Annotated in this window: 19 protein-coding genes; 1 reads left to right on the forward strand and 18 read right to left on the reverse strand. The window is 62.8% G+C overall.

The genetic code is table 11. The features are described from left to right. Window positions 1-31: 31 nt before the first annotated feature. From KBX07_RS02545 to KBX07_RS02630, 18 genes are all read right to left on the reverse strand, one after another. Window positions 32-2,311 carry a bifunctional (p)ppGpp synthetase/guanosine-3',5'-bis(diphosphate) 3'-pyrophosphohydrolase gene (locus KBX07_RS02545; RefSeq protein ID WP_256022854.1) on the reverse strand — a complete coding sequence of 760 codons (2,280 nt, stop codon included), beginning with the start codon at window positions 2,309-2,311 and terminating at the stop codon, window positions 32-34. Window positions 2,312-2,320: 9 nt separating this feature from the next. Continuing rightward, entirely contained in the window at window positions 2,321-2,929 is a 609-nt protein-coding gene (locus KBX07_RS02550) for an adenine phosphoribosyltransferase (protein WP_005289928.1), read from the reverse strand. Window positions 2,930-2,984: 55 nt separating this feature from the next. Beyond that, window positions 2,985-4,691 carry an ABC transporter substrate-binding protein gene (locus KBX07_RS02555; protein ID WP_255997549.1) on the reverse strand — a complete coding sequence of 569 codons (1,707 nt, stop codon included), beginning with the start codon at window positions 4,689-4,691 and terminating at the stop codon, window positions 2,985-2,987. Window positions 4,692-4,757: 66 nt separating this feature from the next. Further along, window positions 4,758-5,996 (reverse strand): protein translocase subunit SecF, encoded by a 1,239-nt coding sequence (gene secF / locus KBX07_RS02560; RefSeq protein WP_256022856.1) that lies wholly within the window; start codon window positions 5,994-5,996, stop codon window positions 4,758-4,760. 2 nt (window positions 5,997-5,998) lie between these two features. Next, window positions 5,999-8,164, reverse strand: a complete 2,166-nt coding sequence (secD, locus tag KBX07_RS02565) for a protein translocase subunit SecD (protein WP_256022858.1) — start codon at window positions 8,162-8,164, stop codon at window positions 5,999-6,001. Window positions 8,165-8,237: 73 nt separating this feature from the next. Then, the gene (gene yajC / locus KBX07_RS02570; protein WP_005289919.1) at window positions 8,238-8,603 is read right to left on the reverse strand and encodes a preprotein translocase subunit YajC; all 366 of its coding nucleotides are present in this window, start codon (window positions 8,601-8,603) and stop codon (window positions 8,238-8,240) included. Between the two features lie 25 nt (window positions 8,604-8,628). Continuing rightward, on the reverse strand, window positions 8,629-9,705 hold the full coding sequence (ruvB, locus tag KBX07_RS02575) for a Holliday junction branch migration DNA helicase RuvB (protein WP_005289918.1): 1,077 nt from the start codon (window positions 9,703-9,705) through the stop codon (window positions 8,629-8,631). After that, window positions 9,706-10,329, reverse strand: coding sequence for a Holliday junction branch migration protein RuvA (ruvA, locus tag KBX07_RS02580; protein WP_256022859.1), 624 nt, complete (start codon window positions 10,327-10,329; stop codon window positions 9,706-9,708). It lies immediately after the preceding gene. Window positions 10,330-10,336: 7 nt separating this feature from the next. Continuing rightward, window positions 10,337-10,882 (reverse strand): crossover junction endodeoxyribonuclease RuvC, encoded by a 546-nt coding sequence (ruvC, locus tag KBX07_RS02585; protein ID WP_256022861.1) that lies wholly within the window; start codon window positions 10,880-10,882, stop codon window positions 10,337-10,339. 86 nt (window positions 10,883-10,968) lie between these two features. Next, entirely contained in the window at window positions 10,969-11,724 is a 756-nt protein-coding gene (locus KBX07_RS02590) for a YebC/PmpR family DNA-binding transcriptional regulator (RefSeq protein ID WP_255997546.1), read from the reverse strand. Window positions 11,725-11,791: 67 nt separating this feature from the next. Further along, window positions 11,792-12,640 (reverse strand): acyl-CoA thioesterase II, encoded by an 849-nt coding sequence (gene tesB, locus KBX07_RS02595; RefSeq protein WP_005289909.1) that lies wholly within the window; start codon window positions 12,638-12,640, stop codon window positions 11,792-11,794. An 11-nt stretch (window positions 12,641-12,651) separates the two neighbouring features. Next, the gene (locus tag KBX07_RS02600) at window positions 12,652-13,131 is read right to left on the reverse strand and encodes a hypothetical protein (protein WP_256022863.1); all 480 of its coding nucleotides are present in this window, start codon (window positions 13,129-13,131) and stop codon (window positions 12,652-12,654) included. After that, the gene (locus tag KBX07_RS02605; RefSeq protein ID WP_256022864.1) at window positions 13,119-14,216 is read right to left on the reverse strand and encodes a glycosyltransferase family 4 protein; all 1,098 of its coding nucleotides are present in this window, start codon (window positions 14,214-14,216) and stop codon (window positions 13,119-13,121) included. The genes KBX07_RS02600 and KBX07_RS02605 overlap by 13 nt, the downstream gene beginning before the upstream one ends. 7 nt (window positions 14,217-14,223) lie before the next feature. Continuing rightward, window positions 14,224-15,141: a phosphatidylinositol mannoside acyltransferase gene (locus KBX07_RS02610; protein WP_256022866.1), complete on the reverse strand. Its 918-nt coding sequence runs from the start codon at window positions 15,139-15,141 to the stop codon at window positions 14,224-14,226. Beyond that, the gene (pgsA, locus tag KBX07_RS02615) at window positions 15,134-15,787 is read right to left on the reverse strand and encodes a phosphatidylinositol phosphate synthase (RefSeq protein ID WP_256022868.1); all 654 of its coding nucleotides are present in this window, start codon (window positions 15,785-15,787) and stop codon (window positions 15,134-15,136) included. Before pgsA ends, KBX07_RS02610 begins: the two co-directional genes overlap by 8 nt. Continuing rightward, window positions 15,780-16,379 carry an HIT domain-containing protein gene (locus KBX07_RS02620; RefSeq protein WP_305083305.1) on the reverse strand — a complete coding sequence of 200 codons (600 nt, stop codon included), beginning with the start codon at window positions 16,377-16,379 and terminating at the stop codon, window positions 15,780-15,782. The genes pgsA and KBX07_RS02620 overlap by 8 nt, the downstream gene beginning before the upstream one ends. Then, a complete protein-coding gene (thrS, locus tag KBX07_RS02625; protein WP_370687259.1) occupies window positions 16,336-18,399 on the reverse strand; it encodes a threonine--tRNA ligase in 2,064 nt (687 codons plus the stop codon). The genes KBX07_RS02620 and thrS overlap by 44 nt, the downstream gene beginning before the upstream one ends. A 121-nt stretch (window positions 18,400-18,520) precedes the next feature. Further along, entirely contained in the window at window positions 18,521-19,270 is a 750-nt protein-coding gene (locus KBX07_RS02630) for a copper resistance CopC family protein (protein WP_256022874.1), read from the reverse strand. Window positions 19,271-19,450: 180 nt separating this feature from the next. Between KBX07_RS02630 and KBX07_RS02635 the strand changes: the two genes are divergently transcribed. Further along, a complete protein-coding gene (locus tag KBX07_RS02635; protein WP_256022875.1) occupies window positions 19,451-20,914 on the forward strand; it encodes an MFS transporter in 1,464 nt (487 codons plus the stop codon). The last annotated feature ends 258 nt before the right edge of the window (window positions 20,915-21,172 follow it).

Raw genomic sequence — 21,172 nt, forward strand, 5'->3', positions numbered from 1 at the left:
CGGCGGTCTTTTTCATTGCGGTGGGGGCGCTTTAGGCGGTGACGCGGTAGACGTCGAAAACGCCCTCGATGTTGCGCACCTGGTTCATCAGGGTGCCCAGTTGTTTGGTGTCTGAGACCTGGAAGGTGAACCGCACGGTGGCGATGTGGTCGTCGTCGCAGCGATGGCTGAACGCGACGACAGGCAGCTTCTGGTCGTTGAGTACACGGGTGAGCTCAGCGAGCAAGCCCTGCTTGTCCAGCGCCTCCAACTGCATCGTGGCCAGGGAGACTCCGCCGTGGCGGGATCCGCGGTCCCAGGCGACGTCGATAAGCCGTGCTTCTTCCGCTCGAAGCTTGTCGGCGTTCGTGCAATCGGAGCGGTGCACCGAGACTCCCCCGCCGCGGGTGACAAAACCGAAGATCTCGTCCCCCGGCACTGGCTGACAGCAACGTGCAAGCTTCGCCATGACATCCGGGGATCCCTGCACCAGAATGCCGGGCCCGTCGGAGCTGCTGGGCGCCTTGGTCATTTCTGACATCGGGGTGCGCGCGGTGAGCGCATCGACGGCGTCATCCTCGTCGCCGAACATTTCAACGAGCATGCCCACCACATGCTTGGCGGAAACTTGGCCAGCACCGATCGCCGCGTAAAGCGAATCAATGCCGTCGTGGTGCAGCTGAGCGGCCACCTTGTTCATGGAGTCGGTCGTGAACAAGCGGTGCATCGGCAGGCCGCCGCGCTGCACCTCAGCGGCGAGCGCGTCACGCCCGGCTTCCAGGTGCACCTCGCGGCGCTCCTTGGCAAACCACTGGCGGATCTTGTTGCGCGCACGCGGCGAGACGACGAAGTCCTGCCAGTCACGCGACGGTCCGGCGTTGGGGTCCTTAGAGGTGAACACCTCCACGCGGTCGCCTGACTTCAGTGTCGACTCGAGCGCGACCAGTTTGCCGTTGACCTTCGCGCCGATGCAGCGGTGGCCGACCTCCGTATGGACGGCGTAGGCGAAGTCTACCGGAGTGGACCCCGATGGCAGGTTGATCACGTCACCTTTCGGGGTGAAGCAGAAGATCTGGGCGGATGTCAGGTCGTAGCGTAGAGAGTCGAGGAACTCGTTCGGGTCGGCCGCTTCTTTCTGCCAGTCGAGCAACTGGCGCATCCAGGTCATCTGGTCCAGCTCGGCCTGGTCGCCCTTGTGCGAGCCCTTCGTCTCCTTGTAGCGCCAGTGCGCGGCCACGCCGAACTCGGCGTTATAGTGCATCTCGTGCGTGCGCACCTGGATCTCCAGGGGACGGCCCGAATCGTTCATCACCGTGGTGTGCAGCGACTGGTACACGCCAAAGCGCGGGTTGGAGATGTAGTCCTTGAACCGTCCCGGCATCGCCGAGTACATGGAGTGGACCACGCCGATCGCCGCATAGCAGTCGCTGACGTTGTCCACCAAGATCCGGATGCCCACCAGGTCGAAGATCTCGTTGAAGTCGCGGCCGCGCACCACCATCTTCTGGTAAATCGACCAGTAGTGCTTCGGACGGCCCATGACGTCGGCCCTGACACCGTTGGATTTCAGCTCGGTCTGAATCTCCGCGGTGATCTCCTTCAGGGCCCGGTCGCGCGAGGGGGCGCGCTCGGCGACAAGGCGCACGATCTCCTCGTACTTCTTCGGGTACAAGATGGCGAAAGCCAGGTCTTCGAGCTCCCACTTGACCGTTGCCATTCCCAGGCGATGCGCCAGCGGAGCGATGACCTCCAAGGTTTCGCGGGCCTTTTTCTGCTGCTTCTCCGGGGGAAGGAAACGCATCGTGCGCATGTTGTGCAGGCGGTCGGCCACCTTGATCACCAGCACGCGCGGGTCATGGGCCATGGCCACGACCATCTTGCGTACTGTCTCTGCCTCAGCGGCGGAGCCGAAGGCGACTTTGTCGAGCTTGGTCACACCGTCGACAAGCCGTGCGACCTCAGGCCCGAAGTCGTCCGTGAGATCCGCGAGCGAGTAGTCGGTGTCCTCCACCGTGTCGTGCAGCAGTGCGGCGACAACGGTGGTGGTGTCCATACCGATCTCCGCGCAGATGGTGGCCACTGCCAGCGGGTGGGTGATGTACGGGTCACCGGATTTGCGCGACACGCCCTCATGCAGGCGTTCTGCTGTGTCGTAGGCGCGGGTGAGAACCTCGGCGTCGGCCTTAGGGTGGTACTTCTTGTGGATCGCGAACAGAGGCTCCAGCACCGGGTTAGTCTTCGGGCGTCCACCGGTCAGCGACCGCGCGAGGCGGGCGGAAACGCTGCGCATGGACGCGCCCGATCGGCGTTGGGGCTTGTCGGTCGACGTCATACGGACATTCTAGGCTGCGTCCGGCTCACCGCTGTTAATGACCACGAGCGGAACATCGCCCAAGCGCTCACGTCCGCCCAAACCGGACACCTCGAGCACGACCACGCATCCGGCGACAGTGCCGCCGGCACGCTCAATCAAGTGGCGGGCGGCGACGAGGGTGCCACCAGTGGCCAAGACATCGTCGACAAGCACAATGCGCTTGCCCTCGACATTCATGCCCTCCGCCGGAATCTCCAGCGCTGCTTCGCCGTACTCGAGCGAGTACTCCTCACTGATCACTGGCGGAGGCAGCTTGCCCTTCTTGCGGATGGCCAAGATACCCAACCCCATCTCATAGGCGACCGCGGAGCCGAGCAGGAAACCGCGGGCGTCCAGACCGCCAATCATGTCGGCACCGAGGTTCTGGGACGCCTGGGCCATCTCTTCGATGACGATGTGGAGCGCGTCGCCGTCTGCGAGCACCGGCGTCAAATCCTCGAACAACACTCCCTCTTCGGGAAAGTCCTGCACGTAGCGCATCTTGTCAGCCAATGCCTCGCGCGCGCTGCGGTACTTCGGCTTACTGCCGTGCTCGTTAGCGAGGGCTTCTTCAGGGTTGTTGGCAGGGGTATTCACGGTGCGACAGCGTCCTTACGTGGATTGCGCGGGCTCAATACGGCTAGGCGGGGGTTCAGGATTCCGAACCGGGGACCAGCCAGCGGTCCATGTTCCAGCCAATCCCGACAGGGCCAGTGTAGACCACGACGTTCTGGATGTTCTTGTTCACAATGAACGTCCGCGGCTGCGCCGACAGCGGAATCGATGGGACCTCGTCCCAGAGGCGCTCTTCTTCCGAGCGCAGGCCGCTCAGCTCTTCGGAGCGAGCGTTGGAGGTGTCATACTCGCTCATCGGGTCCACGGCACCAAGGAACGCGTCAATCGGCTCAGATTCAGCGCGGTCGTTCCAGGCCGGCTCAAGCTTCATCAGGTCGGCGCGGGTTTTCCCGGGGCCCGTCACGTCGGTGACAGTGATGCCGGCGGGTTCACACGCTTTCCGCATCTCTTCCACCATGGCTTGCATGCGCGGGCTCGGCGTCGCGTACCCCACGCGCAGCTCGAGGCCCGATGCAGATTGCGCTTCCTCGATGTTCTGCTCTATGTGCCGGTTCGCAATGTCGCCCAGGCGGCGCGCCAAAGGATCGTTGTGGTTGAGCACGTGCACAGGCGAGACGGGAACTTCAATCCCGGCAACGCGTGACGACGCTTCCGCCACCGCCTTATTATCAATGCACTTCGACAACGCCTGACGGTTCTCCTTGGTCGCCCACGGGCCTGCGTCGGCGAACACGAGCGTGTCCGTCATCTCCCCGATCACGGTCTGCAGCTCCTGGTGGCTTTCCGGAGCGTCACTGTCCTCCACGGACTGATCCTCGTTAGCCGGCTCAGTGTGGTCGGGGTTGTCACCGGCCACCGCGTCGTCGGCGTGCGCCCCCTCATCGGGCAGCGGCTCAGCGTGGAACCACTCCGGGTTGTGGTCATTGAGGTCAGCGACCATGAGAGCGCCGACGTTCTGCAACTCTGTCGAATCCTTCGACGGCGGCCAGACAACGATGCGGTCCATCTCCGGTGCGTCCCCGTAGTAGTTCTCGTTGGGGACTAAGGTGACCTCACCGCCCTCGCCCACGCTCTCAATCGAGTACGGGCCGAAGGACACCTGCAGCTCTGGATCGAACCCAGCCATGGTGAAGCCGTAGCGCCACACATCCGCTGTCCTTGCGAGGACGTCTTCATTCATGTCTTGCAGCGCGGTAGTCAGTTCGGCTTTGCTCATCCCCAGCTTGCGCGCGATCGCGTGCGCCGGCAGCACCGTTCCGGCGCCAAAGAGTTCGCGCCAGCGTCCACCCTTGCCTTCCTGGAACACGACCGTGAATTCTTTCGCGCCCGGCTTGCAGTCAACACTTTCCACCTGCTGCATCTGCGGCATGTGGGAGGAGAAAATCTGCGGGTTGGCACCAGCCGTGTAGGCAAGGGTGTAGTCGTCGCACGTCACCGGCTCACCGTCTGAGAACACAGCCTGATCGGACAGGGTGTACACGACTTGGCGCTGCGGGCCAGGGAGAACCTGCGTCTCCATCAGGTCGGTGTTCGGGATGCGTTGACCGGACGGCCCGGGAACGAAGACTCCGGGAAACACGCGGCCAGACAAGCGCTGCATCTTCAGGGAATCACCGACGTTTGACCCGGCGTTCGTGGTCACCAGCGGGTCCGACAGCTGGTAGCCGAAGGAATCAAGAGCATCAGCGCCGGAGGAGTCCTTTTCAGATTCACTGCACCCGCTCAACACCATCGCTGACACGGCAAGTATAGCCGCGACCTGCTTTCCACGGTTCCACCTCACGGGCAGTTCCCCTTCCTTCCGGACATTGTCTCGATAGCGTTTGAACTTAGGCTACAAACCAGCACACTAGCGCTGGCTCGGCCTCCACGTCGTGGTGGTTGTGCGTGCCGCATCGCTCTCGACCTCATTGTAGGAAGCCGACGTCACCGGAGAGGTCACCGTGCGCTTGGGCTTTCCACCAGCAACATCAGCGTTGTCGTCATCGTCGTCTTCCGCACCGTTCTTGCCGGCGCGGTAGTCAGCCACCGCTTGGTTGTGCCGCTTGTACTTGCTCTGCATGTTGGTCAGGCTGACCAGCAGCGGAGTAGCCAGGAACAGGGAGGAGAAAATGCCCTCCACAACGCCGATGAGCTGAATGAGCGCCAAGTCTTGCAGCGTGCCCACGCCGAGCATCCACACGGCAACAACCATCAGGGCGATGATCGGCAGCGCCGAGATGACAGAGGTGGAGATAGAACGCATGACAGTCTGATTGACCGCCAGGTTCGCTTCCTCGGCGTACGTCGACCTGCGCGAGTCCAAGACACCTTCCGTGTTCTCCTTGACCTTGTCAAAGACGATGACAGTGTCGTAGATCGAGAAGGTCAGCACGGTCAGCAGACCGATGATCATCGCCGGGGTGACTTCCAGGCCGAAGAGCGAGTAGATGCCCATGATGATAATGCCGTCGATAAGCAGGGCGAGCATGGCCGCGATCGCCATATTGCGCTGCAGACGAATAGCCACGTACGCGGCGGCTGCGATGAGGAAGATCACCATCGACAGGATCATGCGCTGAGTGATCGTGGAACCCCAGGATTCGGAGACAGTCGAGTCGCCAATGGCGTCAGGGGTCGCTTCGCCGGCAGCATCCTTCGGCTGGTGCTGCTCGTAGATGGCCAGGCGGGCGGCGTCGATCTGCTCCTGAGTGAGGTGCTCGGAGTTGATTTCCAGCGAGCGCGCGTCACCCGCACCGACGATCTGGGTCAGCTCCGGGGTGACACCCGTGGCGTCGACGAAGGTCTCCTCCACTTCCTCAGCCACAAGATCGCCGGCCGGCATCGTCATCTTGGTGCCGCCCTCGAAGTCGATGCCCAGGTTGAAACCGCGAATGAGCATGGCCGCAATCGAGATGACCAGCAGGGCGACGGTGATCAGGTACCACAGCTTCGAACGGCCGACGAAGTCGATCGCACCGGATCCCTCGTACAGGCGCTCCACACCCTTGGTGGCCGTGGTCTGCTTCGTCTGCGTGGTCTTTGCCGCCGTGGCAGCAGAGTCGGAGGTAGTAGCTCCGTTGTCGTGAGCGTTGACGGAGGTAGTCATGGTTACTTCTCCTCTTCGTTGCCAGCGGTAAAGCGCGTGCTGCCGCGCGTTGCATCGGTGCGGATGGAGGCCGGTGCGGTACTGGGATCAGAGTCGCTGACCGGGACTCCGGTCGTGTCCTGGGATGTTTCGACGATCTTGAGATCGCTGTCTTCCAGATCCTCGTTGACTCCTGCGGTAACTGAAGCACCAGCGCCGACGAGTGCCGGCTGCTTGGCCCGGCGCACGGACTTCCTCGGGTTGGCATTCTTGGATTTCGCTGCCTCGAACGCTTTGCCCATACCGTTGACGGACGGCTTGGCCCAGAACGGGTTGCGGGATGCGAGGATCATCAGCGGTGCAGTGACCAGGAAGGTCACCAACAGATCGAAGATCGTGGTCAGACCCATGGTGAAGGCGAAACCCTTGACCTCACCGACAGCGAGGATGTAAATCACCACGGCACCAATGAGCGTGACGATGTTACCGGTGACAATAGTGTCCTTCGCACGATCCCAACCATTGAGGGTTGCAGAACGCAAAGTTCTACCGCGGCGGACCTCATCCTTGATGCGTTCGTAGAGGACCACGAAGGAGTCGGCGGTGGTACCGATACCGATGACCAAACCGGCCACACCCGACAGGTCGAGCGTGTAGCCGATCCAGCGCCCCAGCAGCACGAGGGCGCCGTACACCAAGGCGCCAGCGGCGAACAGGGTGAACAGTGAGATCACACCGAACAGGCGGTAGTAGTAGAAAACGTAGGCGGCCACAAGCAACAGGCCGACAAGACCTGCGATCATGCCTGCGTTGAGGGAGGCGACACCCAGTGACGGCGGAACCGTCATTGCAGTTCCACCCGGTTCGCCGTTCTCACCGGCAAACGACAGCGGCAATGCGCCGTAGCGCAGGTTGTTCGCCAGAGTTTCAGCTTCCTCCTCGGTGAACTGACCGGTGATGGAGGTCGCGGAACCGACCGGAGTGGGCGACTGAATTTGCGGTGCGGAGATGACCTGCGAGTCCAGCGTGATGGCGACCTGCTGACCCACCATAGCACCAGTCAGTTCAGCCCAGGTGGACGAGCCGTTGAACTCGCCGTCCTGCTTGAAGGCGAAATTGATCTCCATCTGGCCTGTCTGCGGGTTGAATCCGCCCGTGATCGGACGGTTGGTGTCAATCTCGCTACCGGTCAGGCGCGGCCCCTCGGGATCTTCCACGCCCTGCAGCAGTGGAACGGCCTCGAGCAACATCGGCTGGCCGCCGCTGGAATCGCAGGCCACCAGGGGCTTGGTCGGATCGTCGGTACCCGCCAGCGGATCGGCCGGGACAGTGCCATCTTCGCCCTTCGGCGTGCACAGAGCCTGCATGAGGATGGTGGCGGCCTGCAGCTTCGTCGGGTCATCAGACTGACGGTCCTCCCGAAGCATCTCCGTAGTCTCCTGGCGGAAGTCAGACGCCTCGAGGGTGTTGTCCGGTTCCGGCTTCGGCTGAGCGGTGATCTCCGGGGCCTCGATCGGCTCTGGCAGTTCCATCGCTTCTGGGACCTCTTCGCCCTGCTCTTCTTGAGCCCTCTTCATGGCCTCGATCTGCTGGTTCATGCCGTCAGCGAACTGCTTGACGGTAGTCTCCGCCTCCTCCGGGGTGAGTACGCGGTATTCGACCCAGCGGTTGGCCATCTCACCGAAAACGTCCGGGAACGCTTCCTGATCGATCATCGGGCTTTGCTGGCCGACCGGACGGAACAGCAGCTGGGAGGTTTGGCCGATGTTGCGTACTTCGGAGGTGTCCTCACCAGCGACCGTGATCACCAAGGTGTTGCCGTCGACGACAACAGATGCGTCGGACACGCCCATACCGTTGACGCGGTTCTCCAAAATGGTGCGGGCCTGATCGAGCTGCTCCTGCGTGGGTTGCTCGCCCTGAGGCACCAGTGTGACACGGGTACCTCCCTGCAGGTCGATACCCAGCTTCGGAGAAGCCGTCCTATCCCCAGTGAAGAACACTAGGGCGTAGGTAGCCACGACAATGAGCGCGAACAGCGCCAGCGCACGTGCCGGCCACGCCCGTTTCGATCCCCCCTCGCGGGAGGATCGTTTCTTGGAAGTCTTCGAAGTCACGTACGTGCTCTCCTCATAACCTGCTGCGTCAACCCCGCCGTGCTCCGCAAGCCATGGTCGGCCCCGGGGCATGGCGGGGAAAAATCTTCAAAAGGTGATCGTACGGCATGGACCCGGATTTGAATAAGCCGGTTCCGGCCGGGTGCTACGGGCGCGGATCCTGCTCCGGGTCCACGTAGCCCTCGGGGTGCTCACCATCGTCAGCACTAAAACCGTCAGCACTACCGGCATTCTCAGCGCCCGGCTGCACTGTTTCATCGTCGATAATCTTCATCACACCGGCGCGGTCCATGGTCACGACAGCGCCCGGGGCGAGTTCCACTTCCACAGTTTGCTCGGTGCCGCCGACAATCTCTCCGTAGAAACCGGAGACAGTGAGGATGCGATCGCCCGGCTTCGCAGACGCCTGCAGTTGTTTGGCCTCAGCGATGCGTTTGCGGTTCACCCGCGACATCACAATCATGGGCAGCGCGAACAGGGCGAAAACAAGAAGCAGAAGAATTAAATCCATGGCTCCTCATTGTGGCATAGCTCAGTCAGTACAAATGGAGCTGTCCCGGCGCTTCCGGCGGCGGTGTCATTCCAAGGTGGTGCCAGGCCGAGGCAGTAGCCACACGCCCACGTCCTGTGCGCGCCATTAACCCAGCGCGAACAAGGTACGGTTCGCAGACCTCTTCAACTGTCGACGGTTCCTCCCCGACCGCAATCGCCAACGTGGACACGCCCACCGGGCCACCCCCATGAGACTTGATCAAAGTCTCCAGCACGGCCCGGTCAAGGCGATCGAGTCCGAGCTCGTCGACGTCGAAAACCTCGAGAGCTTGTTGGGCCGCCTCGACCGTGACGCGGCCGTCGCCGTTGACCTCAGCCCAGTCGCGCACGCGGCGCAGAAGACGGTTGGCAATACGGGGTGTGCCGCGCGAGCGGGAGCCGATCTCCACCGCGGCGTCGCGGTCGATGTCCACCCCGAGGATCGATGCCGCACGTGTGATCACCCGGGTCAAGTCGTCTACGTCGTAGAACTCCATCTGCGCAGTGAACCCGAAGCGGTCGCGCAGCGGCCCGGTGAGCATGCCCGCTCGCGTGGTGGCGCCCACGAGGGTGAACGGCGGAATATCCAGCGGGATCGATGTTGCTCCCGGCCCTTTGCCGACGATGACGTCAATGCGGAAATCCTCCATTGCCATGTAGAGCATTTCTTCGGCGGGCCGGGCGATGCGGTGAATCTCGTCGATGAAGAGCACGTCGCCTTCCATGAGGTTCGACAACATCGCCGCCAGATCGCCCGCACGCTCCAGCGCGGGACCAGACGTCATGCGTAGCGACGTCCCCAGCTCCTGCGCAACAATCATCGCCATCGTCGTTTTACCCAGGCCGGGCGGGCCGGACAGCAGAATGTGGTCGGGAACGACATTGCGCTTCTTCGCGCCTTCGAGCACGAGACCGAGCTGCTGGCGGACTTTCGGCTGACCGATGAACTCATCAATCGACTTCGGGCGCAGTGCTTTCTCGAAGTCGCGTTCCTCGGTGTGCTCAGTGGCGTCGATAGGCGAATTGACCTGGCGCGCGAGCTCCGGCGGAAGTTCGAACTCAGTCTTTTCCACATCCGACATTTACTTCTTCCCCAATCTGTTCAGCGCAGCGCGCAGCAAGACAGAAGATTCAGCACCGTCGTTCTCTGCCACGACAGCATCGACAGCAGCCCGCGCGCTCTTCTCCGGGAAGCCCAGTCCGACAAGAGCTTCCACGACCTGCTCCGTCGCGAACGAGCTTCCGCTTATCGGCGGCACCTCCCCAGCGCCCTGCGGCGCCTCCGATTGAGCTGCCCCCGGGTAGAGCCCCTGGAGCTTGTCCTTGAGCTCGAGCACCATGCGGTCAGCCATCTTCTTGCCCACACCCGGAATCGACTGGATCGTCTTCGCGTCCCCGGAAGTAATGTGGGCGGCCAACTCACCTGGGGTGAAGACAGACAAAGCGGCGATGGCCAGTTTGGGTCCGAGCCCCGAGACTGCGGTGAGTCGATGAAACATGCTGCGCGCGTCATCGTCAGTGAACCCGTAGAGCGTCATGTCGTCTTCGCGGACCACCAAAGTGGTCAGCACACGGGTGGTCTCCCCGCGGACCAGACGGGCCAACGTCGGCGGCGGGGCCAGAAAACGGTACCCCACCCCAGCGCATTCGATGACCGCGTGGTCCAAGCCGATGGAGATGACCTCGCCGTTGAGCGAATCGATCATGGGTTCACTACGCCTTTCCTGTGGTGGAGTTCAAAGCCAACGCTGCGGCGTTGCCGCGCGCGAGCAACGGGGCGCGCCAGCAATGGCACACAGCGATTGCCAGCGCGTCAGCGGCGTCAGCTGGTTTCGGTGGCGCGCCCAGCCCAAGGATGCGGGTGATCATGGACGTCATCTGCTTTTTGTCCGCGCGCCCGTTGCCCGAGACAGCCTTCTTGACCTCAGACGGGGTGTACATGTGCACGGGGATGTCGTGCTTCGCCGCCGCCAGCACCATCACGCCCACCGCATGCGCGGTATGCATGACTGTGGAGACGTTGCCGCGTTCGAAAATGCGCTCCATGGCGATCACGTCCGGCTGGTAGTCGTCGATCCACTCTTCCACCGCCTGCGACAGACGCAGCAGACGGTGCGCCAGTTCAGCATCGGAGGGGGTGCGCACAACACCCACCGCCACAGGAATGACCTGACGTCCCTTCCCAGCCTGAATGACAGACAGGCCGCACCGGGTCAAGCCCGGGTCAATGCCCATCACACGCAGGCCTTCGAGGTTCATCGCTCCCCTTGTCCACCCCGACCTTCGGAGTCACACATTTGTTCTACCACACGGTGTGGACACAACCGGGGACCGACGTACTCTGCTTACTCTGCGGCCAGAGCTTGCGCCACCTCGTCGGAAAGCGTCATGTTGGTGTAGACGTTCTGGACATCGTCGGAGTCCTCCAACGCGTCGATAAGCTTCTCCAGCTTCTTCGCGCCATCGAGATCCAGATCGACCTCGACTGAAGAGCGGAAGTCCTGCTCGGTCTCCTCGACCTCAATTCCAGCTTCCTGCAGTGCGTCGCGCACGGCGTGCAGGTCAGATGCCTCGGAGACGACCTCGAAAGACTCACCCAGGTCGTTGACTTCCTCGGCACCAGCCTCAAGCACTGCCAGAAGGACATCGTCCTCAGTCAGCTCGCCCTTGGCCACGGTGTTCACGCCTTTGCGGGCGAACATGTAGGCCACAGAACCGGACTCTCCCAGGTTGCCGCCGTTCTTGGTCATGGCGGTGCGGACCTCAGTAGCTGCACGGTTGCGGTTGTCCGTCAGGCACTGAATCAACATGGCCACGCCGTTGGGCCCGTAGCCCTCGTACGTGATGTCTTCCCAGTCGGAACCGCCAGCTTCTTCGCCGGAACCGCGCTTGCGTGCACGCTCAATGTTGTCGCCGGGAACGGAGGCCTTCTTGGCCTTCTTGATCATGTCGTCCAAGGTCGGGTTGCCCGCCGGGTCACCACCGCCAGTGCGTGCCGCGACCTCAATGTCCTTGATCAGCTTCGCCCACAGCTTGGAGCGCTTCGCGTCGTTAGCCGCCTTCTTGTGCTTCGTGGTTGCCCACTTTGAGTGGCCTGCCATGTGCCTCTCCCCTCTACGCGGTGATGAAGTGTCGGCTGTTCAGTATACGGAGGGGTGCCACAGCCACTTACTTGAAGGCCGGTTTGCCTTCCTCCAGTGTGCGCGTGAGCCCTTCCTGCACAACCATTGCCACCAGGTTGCCCTCCCGGTCGAAGATGCGGCCCTGGGTCAACGCGCGGCCAGCGTGCGCTGACGGTGAGACTTGGTCGTAGAGCATCCACTCGTCGGCGCGGAAAGGACGCAAGAACCACATCGCGTGGTCCAGCGACGCCATCTGCACATGCGCATCACGGTGCGGCACCAGCGCGGAGTGCAACAACGTCAGGTCCGACATATAGGCCAGGGTGCAGATGTGGAATGTTTGGTCGTCGGGAAGCTCCTTCTTGGAGCGGAACCACACGACTTGCTGGCTGGGTGTGTACTTGTTGTGGTCGAACTCGTCCTCGGGCACGATGCGCACGTCCCAGTCCTTCGCCCACAGCTTGAAGAATTTCAGCGGGCCGTCCACCTGCTCCAACGGAACCACGTTTTCCGGGTCCGGGACGGTGCGCATCGTGTCGGAGTGCTCAATGCCGTCATTGTCGGTGACGTGGAAGCTGGCCTCCATATGGAAGATGGCCTTGCCGTCCTGGATCGCGCGCACAACACGGGTGGCAAAGCTGCGGCCGTCACGCACCCGCTCAACAACGAAGATGGTGTCCTTGTCGGACTGGCCGGGGCGGACAAAGTACCCATGCAGGGAATGAACGATCTTGTCGTCCTCCACTGTTTTCGTGGCCGCGGACAAGCACTGCGCGGCAACCTGTCCACCGTAGGTGCGCTGCAGACCGGTGAATACGCCCGTGCCGCGGAAGATGTCGGAGTCCAGCTGCTCCAGATTCAGGATCTCATCAATGGTGGGTACTACGAAGTCCATGAACAAACACCTTAGCCCGAGTGAACCTCTCTCGGAGGCTGCGGGCAAAATTCCGGCATTGGTGCTGTACCGGCCAACCGCAGCGCTCTCACCCCCGGTTTGAGGCGCACGGCGCGCGCCGCTGACACAGCATCGTTGTACAAGCGCAGCGCTAAACCCACGCGTTCGTCGGCGCGCGCGAGTTCCGCCGCCTGCACCCGGGACGACAGGGTGGGCAGCTGGTCGAGCACGTGCCTTTCCGCCTGCAGCCGGTCATGAAACTGTGCTGGGGCAAAGCCGATGCTCTCCGCCTCCCGGGCTGCAGGCGCAAGCGGCGGGCACAGGGCGGCGACAACCGCCATGCGGCGGTCCAGAGCTGCTCCTAAGCCGTCATGCGCGCGGTCGAGACGGATGTGGAGCCGGTCGAGACGGCGGGCCGTGAGCACTGCCCACAGGGACACAAGCGCTACGACAGCAACAATCACGCACACAACCGCGATCACTGGTTCCACGATTGCCCTCCCATCACGGTCTCATACACTTCCATCACCTCGCGGGAGACGACATCCCAGTCGTAGCGAAGAGCGCGGGCCTGCCCGGCGCGGGCCAGCTGTGCGCGCGCCGATGGGTCTTGGATGAGTCCGGCAAGGGTGGCGGCAAGAGCGTCAGAGTCCCCCACCGGGAAGAGAAGGCCGGCTGGGGTGTCAGATTCTGTGTCGCAGACGGCAGCGAACGCTTCAATGCCGCTGGCAACAACAGCACACCCTGCAGCCATTGCTTCCACGAGGACGATGCCGAAGGACTCCCCACCGGTGTTCGGTGCGACATAGATGTCCGCCTCCCCGAGGATCTGCGCTTTCTCCTCCTCGGTGACCCGTCCAGCGAAGTCGACACCGGGAACCTCGCGATGGGTGCCTCCCCCGACGACGGTGACGCGGAAGTCGCAGTTCACCATGGCCCGCAACCTCGCAACCGCATCGAGGAAAACGTCCAGCCCTTTGCGGGGTTCGTCGAGACGCCCAAGAAAGACAATGTTCACTGGGCCGCTGTCACTGTGTCGCTGCGCGTCACGGAACCGTGCGCTCTCCACCCCGTTGGGGATGAGCAACGGGTCCCCACCAAGCTGCTCCACTTGCCAACGGCGGGACATCTCGCTGACGGAAATCCCCGCGTCGATTTTCTCCAGTGCGGGCCGCAGGAACGGCCTGGCGAGTTTCAATAAGGTCGATGACACCGCCGACGCGTGGTACGTCGCCACCACCGGGCCGCGTGCCACGATGAGCGCGGCGAGGGAGTAGCTGGGGGCGTTCGGCTCATGCAGGTGAAGGACGTCGAAGTCCCCGGCGCGAAGGAAGTCCCGCACGACCCGGAAGGTCTTCGGCCCGAACGCGATGCGCGCCACCGAGCCGTTGTAGCTCAGCGGCACAGTGCCCCCACCGAGCGTCACGTAGTCCGGCACTTCTGACGGGTCCGTCCCCGGCCCGAGCACAGCGACCTCGTGCCCCTGGCTGATGAACACCTCTGCGAGGTCGAGAATGTGCGCCTGCACCCCGCCGGGGTGGTCGAAGGAATACGGGCACACCATGCCAATGCGCATCCCGGCTTCACCCCCCGTGCGAGCGAGGCTTGCGGGTTTTCTTGTCGGCAAGAAAGACCGGCTGCAACGCGTGCCAGTCCTGGGGGTGGGCGGCGATGTTCGCGGCGAAAAGATCCGCCACGCGCTGCGTTGTCTCCTCGACGGTGGTCACCTCCACCCCCGGGGAGCCCGATAGCCCCCAGCGCGGATCACGGTCCGTACCCATGAACCATGAGTGCGCCACATGCAGCCCGGCGCCGGTCTCCAAAGCGAGCTTCGCCGGGCCTGCCGGGAACGTCGCCTTCTCGCCGAAGAAGGACACGGGCACTCCCCGAGGCGTCATGTCGCGCTCCCCCATGAGGCACACCACCCCGCCGGCAGCCAGCACCTCTTTCATCTGCTGGTACGGCGGCACCTTTTCCCCTGTGGCGGCGAGAACGTTGAATCCGAGTTGCTGCCGGTAGTCCACGAATGCGTCGAAAAGCACTTCGGGCTTGAGCCTTTCTGCGACGGTGGTGAAACCGCCGTAGCGCTGCACGAACCACATCCCCGCCATATCCCAGTTCCCGGAATGCGGCAGCGTGAGAATGAGGCCTTTGCCGCGCGCGAGGGTGGCATCGACGTATTCGCGTCCGGTGACATCTTCGTCGAGACGCGCCATGAGCGCCTCATTCCCCGCGATCGCCGGCAAGCGGAACGCTTCGCGCCAATAGCGCGCGTAGGAGCGTATCGACGCCCGCACCAACTCCCGCGTCACATTCTCCGCCCCCACAACCCTGGTGAGATTGCGGCGCAGCATCTCCGGTCCCGTGCCCTTGCCGGAAGCGTAATCCGCACCCGCGTTGAACACCGCGACTGCCACAGGAGCCGGCATGCGGCGCACGAGTTTCCACCCGGCGATGTAGCCCGCGGCGCTGAGCTTTTCGCCGATGCTCTCCTTAGACATTGGCAGCCTCCGGAGTGCCGGCGGGCGCGGCAATGCGCTGCTGCGCGCGGGGATCGCGGGAGGCTATGATCAGCCGCTGCACCACCGTGAACACGGAGCCAACCATGAGCAGCCACAGTGCGCATTCAATCGCGTGCGGTACACCAAGCCCTTCTAAGAACAGCCCGACCAGCGACACGATGAGCCGCTCGGGGCGTTCCACCAAGCCACCGTCGACTTTCAAACCGCCCGCTTCCGCGCGCGCCTTGATGTAGCTAATGGTTTGCGAGAGCACGAGGACAGTAAGGGCAACGACGATATGCGCTGGGTGCGCCTGGTCGACGTAGATGAGCCAGAGGCAGATGGCGCCGAACAGTGCGCCGTCGGTAAGCCTGTCGCAACTCGCGTCCAACGTCGCGCCGAACGCGGTACCGCCTCCGCGCAGACGCGCCATCGTGCCGTCGACCATGTCGAAGGCGGAGAAGAAAGCGATGAGTACCGCCGCCCACACCAGATTGCCAGTGGGAATAAGCACGACGGTGACGGCGATCGCGGCAAGCGTTCCCAGCAGCGTCACGGCGTTGGGACTCAGGCCCATGCGCAGAAGAAGCTTTGCGACGGGCTCAGCCACCGGCGCCGCCGTCTTCCTCCCATGCACACTAAGCACGGGCGTCCTCATCGCAGATTTCGGCCCACGCCTCCGCAAGCAGTGCGCGCGTGTCCTTGAGCAGCTGCGGCAACACTTTGGTGCCACCGATGACGGTCATGAAATTCGAGTCCCCTGCCCACCGAGGTACGACATGGAGATGCAGGTGGTCACCGACCGAACCACCGGAGGCCTTGCCTAGGTTGAGTCCGACATTGATCGCCTCCGGCTGGGACACGCGCTTAAGGGTGCGCACCGCCAACTTGGCGAAGACAGCCATCTCCGCCGTCTCCTCTTCCGTCAGCTCCTCAAGATCCGCAATCTTGCGGTACGGCACGACCATGAGGTGCCCGGCGTTGTACGGGTACAGGTTGAGCAGCGCGTACACCGTCTCCCCGCGGGCGATGATCAGCCCGTCCTCATCCGATTCCTCCGGGGCAGCTAGGAAGGGGTCTTCGTGTCGCTTCTGCTGGCCAGGGATCTTCGAGATGTAGTTCGAGCGGTACGGTGCCCACAGGCGCGTGAGCCGGTCCGGCTCGCCCACGCCCTGGTCGACGTACGCGTGGCCGTTATTGTCGCTGTGCCTCAATGGACACCTCGTTCGGCTGCTCATTGTTGTGGCTGTCTACCCACTGGCTGATCAGCTCGATCGCCTCATCCACGGGCACACCGTTGACCTGGCTGCCGTCGAGGAAACGGAAGCTCACCGCGTCCGCCTCCACATCGCGCGCGCCGGCGAGCAGCATGAACGGCACCTTGCCGGTGGTGTGGTTGCGGATCTTCTTCTGCATGCGGTCATCCGAGTGGTCCACACTCGCGCGAATGCCGCGTTTACGCAGCTTGTCAGTGACGGCATCCAAGTGCGGCGCGAACTCGTCTGCCACCGGGATGCCCACCACCTGGCGCGGTGCCAACCAGGCGGGGAACGCGCCGGCGTAGTGCTCTAGGAGCACGCCGAAGAAGCGCTCGATAGAACCGAACAGGGCGCGGTGAATCATCACCGGGCGCTGCTTGGTGCCATCGGAGCTCGTGTACTCCAAGTTGAAGCGGTCCGGCAGGTTGAAGTCCAGCTGAACGGTGGACATCTGCCAGGTGCGGCCGATCGCGTCGCGCGCCTGCACCGAAATCTTCGGACCGTAGAAGGCAGCACCCGCCGGGTCCGGCACCAGCTCTAGGCCCGACTTGGTGGCCACGGACTCCAGGATGTTCGTCGAACGCTCCCAGATGTCGTCGTCGCCGATGTACTTCTCCGAATCCTTCGTCGAAAGCTCCAGGTAGAAGTCATCCAGGCCGTAGTCCTGCAGCAGGGAAATGATGAACCCGAGGACGTCAGTCAGCTCTTGCTCCAGCTGGTCCTCAGTGCAGTAGATGTGCGCGTCGTCCTGCGTGAAACCGCGGGCACGTGTCAACCCGTGCACCACGCCGGACTTCTCATAGCGGTAGACGGTGCCGAACTCGAATAGGCGCAGCGGCAGTTCACGGTAGGACCGGCCGCGGGAGTCGAAAATGAGGTTGTGGAACGGGCAGTTCATCGGCTTGGCGTAGTAGTCCACCGGCTGCTTGACGCAGTTGCCGTTCTCATCCCACTCACCGTCGAGCTGCATTGGCGGGAACATGCCGTCGGCGTACCAGTCCAGGTGACCAGACTGCTGGAACAGGTCACCCTTGGTCACGTGCGGGGTGTTGACAAACGAGTAGCCCGCCTCCAGGTGGCGCTTGCGGGAGTGGTTTTCCATCTCCATGCGCACAATGCCGCCGTCCGGGTGGAAGACGGGCAGACCGGAGCCGACCTCGTCCGGGAAGGAGAACAGATCCATCTCGGCGCCGAGGCGGCGGTGGTCGCGCTTCTCCGCCTCTTCCAGCATGTGCTGGTAGTCTTCGAGCTTCTCCTTGGTCTCCCAGGCAGTGCCGTAGATGCGCTGCAGACCGGCGTTGGACTGGTCGCCGCGCCAGTAGGCTGCCGACGAACGGGTCAGCGCAAAGGCTGGAATGTACTTCGTGGTGGGCACGTGAGGTCCGCGGCACAGATCGTGCCAGACGACCTCGTCCGTACGCGGGTTGACGTTGTCGTAGTGGGTCAGGTCACCGGCACCGACTTCGGTGGCCTCATCAGAGTTCGGATCGACCGAACCCTTGTCCTGGATCAGTTCAAGCTTGTACGGCTCGTTCTTGAGGTCTTCCGCCGCTTCCTCGGTAGAAGCATAAACACCGCGGACGAACTTCTGGCCCTGTTTGATGATCTTCTTCATCCGCTTTTCCAGCGTCTTCAGATCCTCAGGAGTGAACGGCTCCTTGACGTCGAAGTCGTAGTAGAAGCCATCATTGATAGCGGGGCCGATACCCAACTTCGCGTCGGGGAATTCCTCCTGGACAGCCTGCGCCAGCACGTGCGCGCAGGAGTGGCGGATGACGCTGCGGCCCAGTTCCGTGTTGGCCGCTACCGGCATGAAGGTGGCAGTTTCCTCGGGCACATGGGAAAGGTCCTTGAGAGTGCCTTCCTCATCCTGGACGACCACAACGGCGTCTTCACCCTTATTCGGTAGGTTCAACTCCCGCATTGCCGCCCCGACCGGGGTACCGGCAGGAACCTCGAAAGGCTCGAAAGCTGGGGCTGGGGTTGGGGCTTGAGACATCCCGCTCGACATATCTGTTTCAGCGCTCCTTTGCGCTCGCGCACCGGCGGCATACCTGGCCGCTGGCACTGGTCTTGGTGCTTCGCGTGTGCGATCTTACCCCGGGCCGGTCACAGACCTGCTAGTTGCGCGGATCTACACCGTCTTCTCCGTCGGTTTCGCGCTCGGCGGTGCCGGCTCCCTGGGTGCCTTCCCCTGCCGTGTAGCCGGCTCCGGTGTGGCCGGAGCGGTTGTACTGGTTGCCTTCTTTCGTCTCGTTGTAGTCCAAGTCGCGGATCCGCTTATCCGCTTTCTCATGTTGTTGACGCTTGCCCATTGCAGCAATGCCGACACCGCCGAGCAGCAGGACACCCATGAGCAGCCACAGCCAGGTGTAGCCTCCGTCGGTCACCTCATCGGAGTTCTGCGATGTCTCGTCAGACCCCACTTCAGAAGAGTCCTCCTGGTGCACGGTCCCGTCTTCGGTTTCCTGGGCAGCCTGCATTCCGTCGGGGGCGTAGGTGAACTGGGTCATGCCCTTTGTCGCGTGCCCGTCGGAGGACGTGATCTGGAAACCGATCCGGTAGTCGCCCGGCTCTGGGTTCAGACCGTCCGGCACATCGATGCTCACGTTGCGGCCGTCTACCTCAGGCTCGCCGCTGAACAGTACCTCGTCGTCGGAGATACGCGACAGCGCGAAGGTGTTGAAGTCCGGTTTCGGATTCCCGGAAAACTCGAGCGTCAATTCCTCGGGGAACTCCGTCACCGTTTCCTCAATGCCCGGTGTCGCGCCGACCACTGAGTCGTGAGCGTGCGTCAACGGCGTGGCCGCCAATCCGAGTGCGGGTGCGGCAACGATGAGCGCCATACTGCGGCGGCGCAATCCAGCCATGGGAGTCTCCTTAGCGTCTTAACGTCTCTGCTGCGAAACTGCGAATCTGCGAAACTGCGAACAGTCAGGGTCATATCCAGGCTAACTGCCGTTGCAGTAAAGCTGGACAAAGCGCCCACAAGCCCCGGGTGGTTCGGGGCTCGACTTACCCGACGCAGTTTCGCGAGGTAGGTTAACCGGGTGTCCCGCGATCGTGTCCCCACCGCAAGTAGATGGCCGTTTTTCACGGTCATCTCCCTCGGCTTGGTCATGGTCGCGCTAGATAACTCGATCCTGTACACCGCACTTCCAGCACTGAACGCGCAGCTCGGCGCCACTCCGCTGGAATCGCTGTGGATCATCAACGCCTATCCCCTTCTCATCACGGGCCTGTTGCTGGGGACGGGCACGCTTGGCGACAAGATCGGCCACAAAAAGATGTTCCTCATCGGCCTAGTCATCTTCGGTCTCGCCTCGCTCGCTGCCGCATTCGCCCCCTCCGCGTGGGCGCTTGTCGCGGCGCGTGCGGTGCTCGGCACCGGGGCTGCTGCGATGATGCCGGCAACACTGGCGTTGATCAACCAGATCTTCGTCGAGGAGCACGAGCGCAACGTCGCCATCGGCATCTGGGCGTCGACAGCAATCATCGGCGCAGCTGCCGGCCCGCTTGTCGGCGGTCTCCTGCTCGAGTTCTTCTGGTGGGGCTCCGTCTTCCTCATCAATGTCCCCATCGTCACCGTTGCACTCGCCGGTACAGTCCTCCTCGGCCCGCCGAATAAGGCCAACCCCGCCAAACATTGGGACTTCATCAGCTCGGCCTACGCCCTGTTGGCGTTGTCGGGCCTGACCATGACCATCAAGGAAGCCACCCGCACCGGGTCCGGAAACGCGCTTCTCATCGGTGCTGTGATCGCAACAGTCGTTGGAGCTGTCGCTTTCCATCAGCGGCAGAAGCGTCTCGACGACCCCCTTCTCACCTTCGACATCTTCCGCAGCCGCATCTTCGCCGGCGGCGTCCTCGCAGCGACGGGCGGCATGTTCGTTCTCATCGGCATGGAGATGACTTCCACCCAACGCCTTCAGCTTGTCGACGGCTTCTCCCCCTTCCACGCCGGCCTCTCCATCGCCGCAGTCGCACTGGTGGCATTCCCGTTCTCCATTGCAGGCGGGGCGTTGCTCGATCGGATCGGGTTCCTCAGCATCATTGGCTCCGGCTTTCTCGCCAACGCCCTCGGTGCCGTCATGTCCTGGTGGGGATCCCAATCGGACAGTTTCCCGCTCTTCCTCGCCGGCTTTCTCATCCTGGGTGCGGGCTCGAGCTTCATCATGTCGGTGTCCTCCATCGCCATCATCGGTGCTGCCCCGCTGGAGCGCTCCGGCATGGCCGCCGGCGTTGAGGAAGTCTCTTACGAGTTCGGCACACTCATTACCGTCGCCATCACTGGCTCCATTTTGCCTGCCGTCTACGCGTCCAACCTGCCGCCCGAGCTTGCTAGCGCCGGCATGGACGCCATGTTCAACCCCACCACCAACCCGCTCGCCTCTCCTGCGTACACCCACGCGCACGAGGTGGTCATTCTCTTTGTCGCCACAGCCGCCGCCCTCTTCGGAGTCGCTACGGCATGGTGCTTCCGCGGGAATCCGAAGTCTGCAGTACCGCGCTAGACCGACCGGCCCGCCGCTTCCCGATTGACTAGTTCTCAACGACTAGATCGTTGCTTTCTCGGCCCAAATCCGAACGATCTAGCTGTTTGGATCTAGCTAATCGCACCGCGCCCCCCTTCGGCCTTATCTATGGCCTCAACGTTCTGCGTCACTCTGGCGCGCGAAAGCGGGTTAAGTAGCAAAATGTGTGTCTGGTCGGCGTGTCGCGGGTTGGGCACACTTTCTGTTATTTGAGGGGCCCTTTTCTGATTCCTATCG

The sequence above is a fragment of the Corynebacterium sp. CCUG 70398 genome (assembly GCF_024454055.1).
Classification (GTDB): domain Bacteria; phylum Actinomycetota; class Actinomycetes; order Mycobacteriales; family Mycobacteriaceae; genus Corynebacterium; species Corynebacterium genitalium.